Consider the following 12,272-nt stretch of genomic DNA (forward strand, 5'->3'; position numbering starts at 1 on the left):
ATATTTACCAGTATTATGTATATAAATATCTAATATAAATCATCTATTTCAATGTTAATTAAAGGATTTAAAAACCATTTGCCTGTCTATTTATACAGTTTTTCTTTATTAATTTTTTTCTATCAGGTAAACTAACTGATAAAGAATTCAAATTTTTGCTACCATTGCTTTGCAAATTGAACCTAATTTTCAAACAATAAAAATTATCAAATATTGTGTTTTTTAGCTATAACTTGTGTAACTAACATCGGATTATTAAGGATAAATTGTGATAGGTCGTCTACGTGGAACCATTATTGAAAAGCAACCTCCTAAAGTGTTAATTGAAGTTCGTGGAGTCGGTTACGAGGTTTTTATGCCAATGACCTGTTTTTATGAATTACCGGAAAATGGTCAAGAGGTTATTGTATTAACCCATTTTGCCGTACGTGAAGATGCTCAAGTATTGTATGGTTTTAATCAAGAACAAGAGCGAGAACTATTTCGTGAGTTAATTAAAGTTAATGGTGTTGGTCCAAAATTGGCATTAGCGATTTTATCTGGTATGTCAGCTCAACAATTTATCAATGCGGTGGAGCAGGGAGAAATTAAGACTTTAGTGAAGTTGCCTGGGGTCGGGAACAAAACAGCTGAACGTTTGATTGTCGAAATGAAAGATCGTCTTAAACGTTTTTCTAAAGAACTGTCACCAATGAGCACTATGATTGAAACGAATAGTGTTAATAAATCATCCAATCAAATTGAAAGCGAAGCAGTGTCAGCACTTATTGCATTAGGTTATAAACCACAAGAAGCCAGTCGTATTATCAATAAAGTTATAGAGCCTAATATGGACTGTGAAACACTCATTCGCGAAGCTTTGAAAGCAGCATTATAAATAGGGATTCAGTATGATTGAAGCGGATCGTTTGATTGCCCCACAAGCGCAAAAGGAAGAAGAATCACTTGATCGTGCTATTCGTCCTAAATGTTTGGACGAATACATTGGTCAACCGCAAGTTTGTGAACAGATGAAAATTTTTATTCAAGCTGCTAAGCAGCGTAGTGATGCGCTTGATCATGTATTGATTTTTGGTCCTCCCGGCCTTGGTAAAACTACTTTAGCAAATATTGTTGCTAATGAAATGGACGTTAATTTGCGTACTACTTCTGGTCCTGTTTTAGAAAAAGCAGGTGATTTAGCGGCAATGCTAACCAATTTAGAACCTAACGATGTACTATTTATTGATGAAATCCATCGTCTTTCACCTGTAGTAGAAGAGATTTTATATCCAGCGATGGAAGATTATCAGTTGGATATTATGATTGGCGAGGGACCAGCAGCACGTTCAATTAAGATCGATCTTCCACCTTTTACATTAATTGGGGCTACAACACGAGCTGGGTCACTCACATCGCCGCTACGTGATCGTTTTGGTATTGTACAGCGCCTGGAATTTTATCGGGTTGAAGATTTGGAATATATTGTCGGTCGAAGTGCCAAATTTTTAGGGATGGATTTATCTGACGAAGGGGCACATTTAATTGCTAAACGTTCACGTGGTACACCAAGAATTGCTAATCGCTTATTGCGCCGCGTGCGTGATTATGCTGATGTAAAATCAAAAGGTATTATCGATCAAAAAATTGCTGCTCAGGCACTTGATATGTTGGATGTAGATAATCAAGGTTTTGATTATATGGACCGAAAGTTATTGCTCACTATTATTGAAAAATTTCTGGGTGGGCCGGTAGGTCTTGATAATATTGCTGCAGCTATAGGTGAAGAGCGTGAAACGATTGAAGATGTACTCGAACCGTTTTTGATTCAACAAGGTTATATTCAAAGGACACCAAGAGGGAGAATTGCGACACCACATGCTTATCGGCATTTTGGTATCATTCAAAATGAATAATTATTTTTCCACTTAATAAGAAGGTTTAAAAAAGCACGATTTAAATTAGGTCGTGCTTTTTGTTAGAAGATTTGGTTTAACCGAGTTCTTTTTCAGTAAAAATACCACTAAATAAATCGGTACTCAGGTAGCGTTCACCTGAAGAGGGTAAGATTACTACAATGGTTTTATTCGCATATTCAGGTAATTTTGCTAAACGATCAGCCGCGTAAACAGCAGCACCAGATGATATACCTGCTAATATACCTTCTTTTTCCATTAATTCACGAGCTGTTTCAATGGCTTGTTCGGTAGTGACTTTTTCAACCAAATCAACCAGACTTAAATCTAAGTTTTCTGGAATAAATCCTGCACCGATACCCTGAATGTTGTGTGGTCCTGGTTTAATTGGTTCGCCCGCTAGCGCTTGGCTAATAACTGGAGAGGTAGTTGGTTCAACAGCAACAGCTATTATGTTTTTGCCTTGGTTTTTTTTGATATAACGAACCGTACCAGTAAAAGTACCACCAGTACCGACACCAGCAATAAAAATATCTACTTGACCATCTGTATCATTCCAAATTTCAGGTCCTGTGGTTTTTTCATGAATTTCTGAATTAGCAGGATTGCTAAATTGTTGTAACATAATATTTTTCTTAGGATTGCTTGCTACAATCTCTTCGGCTTTTTCAATCGCACCTTTCATACCTTTTACCGCTTCGGTCAATATTAAATTAGCGCCTAAAGCTTTAAGTAGTTTACGACGTTCTATACTCATGCTTTCTGGCATGGTTAGAGTCAATTTATAGCCTCGTGCAGCAGCAACAGTTGCAAGAGCGATACCTGTATTACCACTAGTTGGCTCGATTAATTCGACGTCCGATGTTAATAATCCGCGTTTTTCTGCATCCCAAATCATATTCGATGCAATACGACATTTAACGCTAAAACTGGGATTGCGCGATTCTACTTTGGCTAAAATATTTCCATTACCAAAATGCTTTAAACGAACTAGAGGCGTGTGACCGATAGTTTGGGAATTATCATCAAATATTTTACTCATTAAATAGTCCTTATACAAAATTTAAAGGGAATAGCGCCTTAATAATCGCTGACGATAATGACATTATAAAGATAACTTAAAAAGATGATAATAAATAATAATTGTAACAATATTCTTTTTTGATATAAGAATCGTATTATGTCATTAAAAATGAAATGCCTTTAAACATATTGATTAACAGACATCATCCAATTAAAGGAGTTTAATAGACATATAATAATATATCTCTATGATTGATATTGAAGAAAGCATAAATAAAGTATCCAGATATTCATCAAAACAAATATTCAATAGTGAGATATAAAAGAAGAATGTAAACAATAATTAGGCAGATTGAGCTACACATTAATATTAGACTGTGAGGAAAACTTTTCCAACTAATGGAGTAAATCCATACGGAAAACCGCACATTAACAATTTAACAAACTCTGAAATATCTGTCTGATTATATATAAAAACTGAACAGCTAGGTGAGAAAATTAATAATAATTAAAACCTTTATTATTAAATCAATATCAAATGGTAAATTGATAATTGGGATTTTGAAATTTATATTGCTATGTTTTTGTATTATGAAAGATAAGGTTATTTAGCATCAATGCGTTTAACATCCATGATTTAAAAATATTCATTCTTAAAATAAATAATATAAGATTTTAATTCTGTTGTAAGCAAATACTATAATTCAATCTAGGCTATCGTTTTCTATTTCTAATTCAATTTTTTTTATTGCTTGTTCACAGCGATAGATTCGATTATCCAATGTTGCAACTTTAATATGATTAATTGATTCTGATGATAGTTCAAATTCATATTTCATATCTTGTAATCGTCTTAGATAATCCAAATGTCTTGAGTGTTTTTCTGCAAGTGTTTCTTGAATAATACAATTTGTTCGCTGTTGACGTAGATATCCTGTAGCAAGTTCACGGGTAAGGGCACTGATTTGATCAATAAGTTTTTCCGACAAAAACTCAATTTGCGAGAATTTCTGGGAGAGTGCCGCATCACAAATAGCTTGATATGTGAGTTTAATTTTATCAAGATAGAATTGGTTATTGGATTCAATTTTGCTTGTATTAAACAAATGCTGATCAAAATAACGTTCTTGAAAAGGCTGTTGATCAGATAAATTTATCTCCTGTTGTAGTGCATTGATTTGACTTTTTAATTTTCCCAAAAATTTTTGCATGAATAAATCTTCTTTAATCGTTAGATGTATCATCATCTTGCCCAAAATAATTACCTAAGTGAATTTTTGATAAGTTGATAAGTTGCATGAATGCCTCAAAAGTTAATTTTTCATTTTTGTTTGTATTTACATCTAATGCTTGTTTCTCGATGAGTTGTAACTTGATTCGATTATAGCAATCAACTAAATTAAGAGGTAAAGGTGATTGTGAACGTCGACCTAACCAAAATATACCTTGTAAAGGTAAGCTCAAGACAAATAAAATTGTTAAAATTGTTACTGCAAGCTGCGCAGGCGTATAATATTGCCAAACAATTAGACCGACAATGATAGGTGGCAGATATTTTGTTAGGGTTTTTATGTGGTTAATGATTTTTAATTCAGGAAATGAATGCATCAATTGTTGATCTGTAGGACAAAGCTTCATATACCTTTGTCCAGCCTTAAATGTATTAACTAAATTCATCTTGTTGGGATTCCTCGACATTCACTTCTTATTGTCTTAAAATAATGCCATTCAAATTGGGGACTCTCTCTATTTTATCTCAAAAAGCAAGATATCAGAAGTCACCTTAACGTAATCACATCGATATTTAAAATCATGTGTTGAGTTACCAATTTTGATTGGTATATATCTTTTTATTCAATTTATAGGAATTACTATGTCATCAAGTAATAACGCTCTTGTTCTTAATTGCGGAAGTTCTTCATTAAAATTTGCCATTATTAACCCTGAAAATGGTGATGAATTTTTATCTGGGTTAGCTGAATGTTTTAATCTTCCTGATGCACGTATTAAGTGGAAACTTGATGGTGTTAAGAACGAAGCTTCTTTAGGTGCTGGAGCCGCTCATAGTGAAGCAATTAGATTTATTGTTAATAGCATCTTCCCTCAAAAACCAGAATTATTAGATAGTATTAAATCTATTGGACACCGTATTGTTCACGGTGGTGAAAAATATACTCAATCTGTCGTAATCGATGATTCAGTATTAAAAGGCATTGAAGAAGCAGCAGCATTTGCACCTTTACATAATCCTGCACATTTAATCGGTATTCGCGAAGCTTTTGCTGAATTTCCTCATTTAAAAAATAAGAATGTGGCTGTTTTTGATACTGCATTCCATACAACTATGCCAAAAGAAGCTTATTTGTATGCTATTCCTAACGAACTTTATACTAAACATGGTATTCGTCGTTATGGTGCACATGGTACGAGCCATTATTACGTTAGCCGTGAAGCTGCAAAATTATTAAATAAACCAGTAGAAGAAACAAATGTAATTACTTGTCATTTAGGTAATGGTGCATCAATTACTGCTGTTAAAAACGGTAAATGTGTTGATACTTCAATGGGCTTAACTCCACTTGAAGGTTTAGTAATGGGTACACGTAGTGGTGATATCGATCCTGCTATCATGTTCTTCTTACACGATAACTTAAATATGTCCGTTGCTGATATAAATAATCTTTTAAATAAAAAATCTGGTTTACTAGGATTAACTGGTGTAAGTAGTGATTGTCGTTATGTAACTGATAACTATGATAGTGATGAAAATGCAAAAAATGCTTTAGATGTCTTTGTTCACCGTTTAGTTAAATACATTGGTGGTTATGCAATGCTTTTAGACGGTCGTTTAGATGCAATCGTATTTACTGGTGGTATTGGTGAAAATTCTGAAGAAGTTCGTCGTATGGCATTACAAAAATTAAGTCTTCTTGGTTTTGAACTGGATCAAGAACGTAATCTTGCTGCACGTTTTGGTCATGGCGGTACAATTACTAAAGACGGCTCTGCCGTTGCAATGGTGATTCCAACCAATGAAGAACTTGTTATTGCTCAGGATGCTGCGCGTCTAACTGCTTAATAAACGTTTAGAACCGCCGAAATGGCGGTTTGTTTTTACATAATAAAGAATTTAAGAGGAAATCAATTATGTCTCGTACTATTATGCTAATCCCAACCGGAACCAATGTAGGGTTAACAGGTGTGAGTCTTGGTGTTATTCGAGCTATGGAGCGTCAAGGTATTAACTTAAACGTTTTTAAACCAGTTGCCCAGCCAAGAGCGGGCGGTGATGCCCCTGATAATACCACCACATTGGTTAGTAATAACACATCAATTCCAGTTTTAAAACCACTTAAAATGAGCCATGTTGAAAACTTATTAGGTTTAAATCAACAAGATGTGCTAATGGAAGAAATCGTTGCCCTATATGCTGAAAATACCAAAGGTGCTGACGTTGTATTAGTTGAAGGTATTGTGCCAACTTCTGATTATCCTTTTGCCAATGAATTAAATAATAACATCGCTAAAACTCTTGGTGCTGAAATTATATTTGTTGTCAATATGGGTAAAGACACACCTGAACAATTAAAAGAACGTATTGAAATTGCACGCTCTAATTTTGGTGGTATTAAAAATGAAAAAATTGTTGGCGTAATTGTCAATAAAGTTAATGCGCCAGTTGAAGAGCAATCGCTCGCTCGCCCAGATGTTGCAGAAATTTATCATACTCCAAAATTTGACGATAAAAAAATCACGATTAAAGATTTAAACGAATTTAGTCCACTTCCTGTACTTGGTTGTATTCCTTGGAATATGGATCTAAGTGCTTGTCGTGCTATTGATATTGCCAAACATTTTGATGCCAAAATTATCAATGAAGGCGGTATTAAAAATCGTCGTATTAAACACATTTCTTTCTGTTCTAGAAGTGTACCTAATATTATTAGTCATCTACAACCTAATGCGTTATTAGTGACTTCTGCTGACCGCTCAGATGTACTTGTAACTATTGGTTTAGCTGCGATGAATGGCGTATCAATCGGTGGGGTGTTATTAACGGGTGGTTATGAAATAGATGAAAAAGTCTATAAATTATGTCAACCAGCATTTGATACTGGTTTACCAGTGTTTACCGTTCAAACTAATACATTCCAAACTTCAATCAACTTGCAACAATTTAATTTAGAAATTCCGGTTGATGATAAGGAACGTATGGAAAACACACAAAACTTTGTGGCTGATCATATTGATTCTAACTGGGTTAAATCATTAAATGAAGTAGTGAATTCAGCTCGTCGACTATCACCACCAGCATTCAGATATCAATTAACAGAACTTGCACGTAATGCAAAAAAAGTGGTGGTTTTACCAGAGGGTGATGAGCCAAGAACAATTAAAGCTGCTGCAATTTGTGCAGAGCGAAATATTGCAAAATGTGTACTTATTGGTAATCCTGATGAAGTTCGTAAAGTGGCAGCATCTCAAGGTGTTACATTAGATGCTGGGGTTGAAATCGTTGATCCAGATACAATTCGTGAAAAATATGTACCACGTTTAGTTGAATTGCGTAAAAATAAAGGTATGACCGAAGTTATTGCGCGTGAACAATTAGCCGACAATGTCGTACTTGGTACAATGATGCTTGAAGCGAACGAAGTAGATGGTCTTGTATCAGGTGCAGTTCATACGACAGCTAATACTATTCGCCCACCATTACAATTAATTAAGACTGCGCCAGGTAGTTCACTTGTATCATCTGTTTTCTTTATGTTAATGCCAGACCAAGTTTATATCTATGGTGACTGTGCAATAAATCCAGATCCTAATGCACAAGAACTTGCTGAAATTGCTATTCAATCAGCAGATACAGCAATTGCTTTTGGTATCGAACCACGTGTAGCGATGATTTCGTATTCAACAGGTAGTTCAGGTCAAGGAGCTGATGTTGAGAAAGTGAAGGAAGCAACTCGTATTGCTCAAGAAAAACGCCCAGATCTTATGATTGACGGTCCATTACAGTATGATGCGGCAGTAATGCCAGATGTGGCTAAATCTAAAGCTCCAAATTCACAAGTAGCGGGTAAAGCAACTGTATTTATCTTCCCTGATTTAAATACGGGGAATACTACATACAAAGCAGTACAGCGTTCTGCTGATCTTGTATCTATTGGTCCAATGTTACAAGGTATGCGCAAACCTGTTAATGACTTGTCTCGTGGTGCGTTAGTTGACGATATCGTGTATACTATTGCATTAACAGCTATTCAATCAGCACAAGAACAGAACGCTGGTAAATAGTTTATATTAATGTTTCAATTTGTGAGAGGTTAGTTAATAACCTCTCATTTCTAATTATTTATAACACCTTTTCATTTATAAGAAACAAAATAATTAAAAGAGTGTTTATTGTATATTATTTGTAGATTTTGTTCACTCCAACTTCTTTAATTATTTAAGAATAATTAATTTAGATTAATTTATTTTTAGTTATCAGCGTATTCTATTTCATTCATTCATTTATTAATTAGTTTCATATTTTGGTTGCTCATTTAATTCATTTTAATGATTCAACAAGCACGGTTTATGTTAGTAATTTTAATTTCCTGCTTGAAAATGATGCTTACTTTTGTTGAATAAATTGATTTTAAATTAATATTATCAGAGTTAAAGATTATGTACACTTCTAATCAAAACTTAATCATAATTATTGATCCAATCTTTTATCTTGAACTTTTATGATATGAAGTAAAAGTATTAAACGCTGTCATAGGATTTGAAAATACAAAGCTTTAATATCGAAATTTTATTGAAAGTGCAGTTTTAGAAACATCAGCTCCTATTATCCTTTTATAAATTTTATACTACTGCTAAAAAATAATAATTCAACGCGATATTTAATTTATTGCTTTATTTCCTAGCCATGTTAAGTATCTTTTTACAAATATTTATTACGTAAAAAAATGCCGACATGCTATTTAAGGTTAATGATTAGATGGTACAATACCAACCAATTTTTATATTGGCTTATATTTTAGGAATTAAAATTGATGAATAAAGACATCCACCAACAGCGTATATTGATTTTAGATTTTGGTTCACAAGTAACGCAATTAATTGCTCGAAGAGTGCGTGAAATTGGTGTGTATTGTGAACTTTGGCCGTGGGATGTTTCGGAAGAAAAAATCAAACAATTTAATCCTAAAGGCATCATTCTATCTGGTGGTCCTGAAAGTACTACCGATCAAAATAGCCCTAGAGCTCCAGAATATGTGTTTAACGCAGGCGTTCCCGTGTTAGGTATCTGCTATGGTATGCAAACTATGGCAATTCAAGTAGGTAAGGGCGGACAAGTTACTGCATCTAATCAACGAGAATTTGGTTATGCTAAAGTTGATATTCTTGCAAAATCAAAATTAACAGAAGGTATTTTAGATAGCACCAATGATGCTGGTATTGAGCAACTGGATGTCTGGATGAGTCATGGTGATAAAGTTACTTCATTACCTGACACATTCACCCTAATTGGGCAAACAGAAACTTGTCCATTCGCTATTATGGCCAACGATGAAAAACAGTTTTATGGTGTACAGTTCCATCCTGAGGTAACGCATACGGTTAAAGGATTAGAGTTATTAACGCGTTTTGTTATTGATATTTGTCAGTGTGAAAGACTATGGACACCATCTTCTATTATTACTGATGCAATTACCCGTATAAAAGAAAAAGTTGGTAAAGATAAAGTATTACTAGGTTTATCTGGTGGTGTTGATTCTTCGGTTACTGCATTATTATTACATCAAGCAATTGGTGACCAGCTAACTTGCGTCTTTGTTGATCATGGGTTATTACGTTTAAATGAAGCAAAGCAAGTCATGGACATGTTTGGTGATAAATTTGGTTTAAATATTATTGCAATTAATGCCGAAGATCGATTTATGGCCGCATTAAAAGGAGAGGTTGATCCTGAAGCTAAACGTAAAATCATTGGTCGTGAATTTGTCGCTGTTTTTGATGAAGAGGCGGCAAAATTAAAAGATGTCAAATGGCTTGCTCAAGGCACCATCTATCCAGATGTCATTGAATCAGCTGCTGCTGATACAGGTAAAGCCCACGTGATTAAATCTCATCATAATGTTGGTGGTTTACCTGAAGATATGAAAATGGGGCTAGTTGAACCATTAAGAGAATTATTCAAAGATGAAGTACGTAAAGTTGGTTTAGAACTCGGTTTGCCTTACGATATGCTTTACCGTCATCCATTCCCTGGACCAGGTTTAGGGGTGCGTGTTCTTGGTGAAGTGAAAAAAGAGTATTGTGATTTACTACGACAAGCCGATGCTATTTTTATCGAAGAACTTTATAAAGCTGACCTATACCACAAAGTTAGTCAAGCATTTACCATATTTTTACCAGTACGCTCGGTAGGAGTAATGGGAGATGGGCGAAAATATGATTGGGTTGTCTCATTACGTGCAGTTGAAACTATCGACTTCATGACCGCTCACTGGGCTCATCTTCCTTATGACTTTTTAGGTAGAGTATCAAACCGTATTATTAATGAAGTCAATGGAATATCACGAGTTGTATATGATATAAGTGGAAAACCGCCTGCAACCATTGAATGGGAGTAAAAAATACTTCTATTAGGTGTAATATTAAAAAATCCAGTTATCCATAACGATGTAACTGGATTTCTGTTTTTAAATATCTATTCTCTTGTCGTGAATCTTTATATTTTTTTGTAAAAAATGACAGTAAAATTATTAATATATAGTAAATGTAATGTTTCTACCATCTAAAATTTAATTAGTATTTAAAGGTGGGGCTTCATTAAAAGAAATCAAATTAAAGGCATTAAAATCACAGTATAAGGTCTTTAAGATTATCGATTGTGTTGTTTAGTATGTGAGTTTTGCTACAACTGGTTTAGTCAAATTTTGATTCAATTATAAGATTAATGTTCTTCTAGAGACATTGATAATTGGTAAGTGTCCAATTATTTCTTTAACTATACCTGATAAAAAATGCTTATAAACTCAGGCTGATTAAGTTGTATTTTGATAACGATTAGGAATCAATTTCCTCTAAAATAATTATTAATACATCGAAAACAGCTTTTCAATCAGTGTTAACAAATATCCAAACTGAAAGGCATTCCTAAACTGACAACATATCATATCGCTGTATGGCAGCGTATATAAACGCTCAGAAAATGATAAATCTTGAAATAATGAAATAACTCTTAATGATTTAAGATTGATAGGATTATATTTAGATAATAAGTTTGGTTGATTATTAGGGAAATTTATATATAGGTATGATAAAAACCGAAAGATATTAGAGTCGTATTTATACTGATGATGAGTTTTAATAATTTTGAATTTATAGGTATTAGAATATAAATTGTAGTCAAATTAAGAAAAAGATGTGGTATGTATGTCCTGATAACAATTTGATGTAAATAATATTGAAAATAAAGAACATGAAATAATTTACTTATTGAAAAAGACACATAGAAATTTTAACAATAGATTCATGCTAACAGTGTCATTAAACATCAATTGCTGAACACTGTTATACATATAGGTTATACAATACGGTTATTTAAAGAGATTTATAAAAAATAAAATTATTAGAAAGATGCATGTTTATTAACCTATTTAAAGATTGTGTGATAGTTAAATAACCAAATAGAAGGATAATTCTTTTTAATTTAGAACTTTAAAGTAAATTTAATTAAAATTTATATCCATCTTTGATATCATAAAAAATTAATATTTAATTAATTATAAAGGCAATTTTATGTTTAATTTGAAAAAGTATTTTTTAATTATATTGGCATTGTTTAGTGCTTCTTGTTTTTCGCTTGATCGGGTGGTTATGTTTGTTTGTACAGGAAACACTGGTCGTAGCCCAATGGCAGAAGCATTAGCTAAAGATTATGTAAAAAAACATCATTTAAATATCATAGTTGAATCACGTGGTGTAAATGTTGATCCTAATGAGATCACCCCTGAAGAAGGCAGTGTCAAAGTATTAAAAAATAGAAACATTGATATTTCCTCTCATAAAGCGACTCAACTAGTCAAAGAAGATATTGATTCATCAGATTATTTATTAACAATGACACAAAACCATAAAGATAAAATTTTAGATAAATTTCCAGAATCTGAAGGCAAAGTCTTTACATTATCTGAATTTGCTACAGGTAAAAATGAAGATCTATCTGATCCTTATAAAATGCCAATGGCTGCTTATATTAAAGTTGAAAATCAATTAGATAAATTTTTACCATTAGCACTTGATAAGATTGCGAAAGAGGAATAATCCCTAAATTCAAATTAGATTAGCAAG

9 protein-coding genes are annotated in these 12,272 nt (G+C 33.2%); 6 read left to right on the top strand and 3 right to left on the bottom strand.

Annotation, left to right across the window (positions count from 1 at the left end; all coding sequences use genetic code 11):
* Window positions 1–268: 268 nt before the first annotated feature.
* Window positions 269–877, top strand: a complete 609-nt coding sequence (gene ruvA / locus J4T76_RS10315; protein WP_267345720.1) for a Holliday junction branch migration protein RuvA — start codon at window positions 269–271, stop codon at window positions 875–877.
* A gap of 13 nt (window positions 878–890) precedes the next feature.
* Window positions 891–1,895, top strand: coding sequence for a Holliday junction branch migration DNA helicase RuvB (gene ruvB / locus J4T76_RS10320; RefSeq protein WP_267340764.1), 1,005 nt, complete (start codon window positions 891–893; stop codon window positions 1,893–1,895).
* A 76-nt stretch (window positions 1,896–1,971) separates the two neighbouring features.
* Here the strand turns inward: ruvB and cysK are convergent, their stop codons facing one another.
* The 3 genes from cysK to yfbV form a co-directional block, all read right to left on the bottom strand.
* Window positions 1,972–2,937, bottom strand: coding sequence for a cysteine synthase A (gene cysK / locus J4T76_RS10325; protein ID WP_267340765.1), 966 nt, complete (start codon window positions 2,935–2,937; stop codon window positions 1,972–1,974).
* A 685-nt stretch (window positions 2,938–3,622) separates the two neighbouring features.
* The gene (priC, locus tag J4T76_RS10330; protein WP_267340766.1) at window positions 3,623–4,129 is read right to left on the bottom strand and encodes a primosomal replication protein PriC; all 507 of its coding nucleotides are present in this window, start codon (window positions 4,127–4,129) and stop codon (window positions 3,623–3,625) included.
* A 13-nt stretch (window positions 4,130–4,142) separates the two neighbouring features.
* A complete protein-coding gene (yfbV, locus tag J4T76_RS10335) occupies window positions 4,143–4,595 on the bottom strand; it encodes a terminus macrodomain insulation protein YfbV (RefSeq protein WP_267340767.1) in 453 nt (150 codons plus the stop codon).
* A gap of 196 nt (window positions 4,596–4,791) precedes the next feature.
* On the opposite strand from yfbV, the gene J4T76_RS10340 reads away from it, so the two are divergent.
* The 4 genes from J4T76_RS10340 (at window position 4,792) to J4T76_RS10355 (ending at window position 12,245) form a co-directional block, all read left to right on the top strand.
* Complete coding sequence (locus J4T76_RS10340; protein ID WP_267340768.1) at window positions 4,792–5,997, top strand: acetate kinase; 1,206 nt, start codon at window positions 4,792–4,794, stop codon at window positions 5,995–5,997.
* A gap of 68 nt (window positions 5,998–6,065) precedes the next feature.
* Window positions 6,066–8,216 carry a phosphate acetyltransferase gene (gene pta, locus J4T76_RS10345; protein ID WP_267345722.1) on the top strand — a complete coding sequence of 717 codons (2,151 nt, stop codon included), beginning with the start codon at window positions 6,066–6,068 and terminating at the stop codon, window positions 8,214–8,216.
* A 749-nt stretch (window positions 8,217–8,965) separates the two neighbouring features.
* Window positions 8,966–10,549, top strand: a complete 1,584-nt coding sequence (guaA, locus tag J4T76_RS10350; protein ID WP_267356051.1) for a glutamine-hydrolyzing GMP synthase — start codon at window positions 8,966–8,968, stop codon at window positions 10,547–10,549.
* A gap of 1,171 nt (window positions 10,550–11,720) precedes the next feature.
* The gene (locus J4T76_RS10355) at window positions 11,721–12,245 is read left to right on the top strand and encodes a low molecular weight protein arginine phosphatase (RefSeq protein ID WP_267340773.1); all 525 of its coding nucleotides are present in this window, start codon (window positions 11,721–11,723) and stop codon (window positions 12,243–12,245) included.
* The last annotated feature ends 27 nt before the right edge of the window (window positions 12,246–12,272 follow it).

It is taken from the genome of Gilliamella sp. B3022 (assembly GCF_028751545.1).
In the GTDB taxonomy this organism is placed as follows: domain Bacteria; phylum Pseudomonadota; class Gammaproteobacteria; order Enterobacterales; family Orbaceae; genus Gilliamella.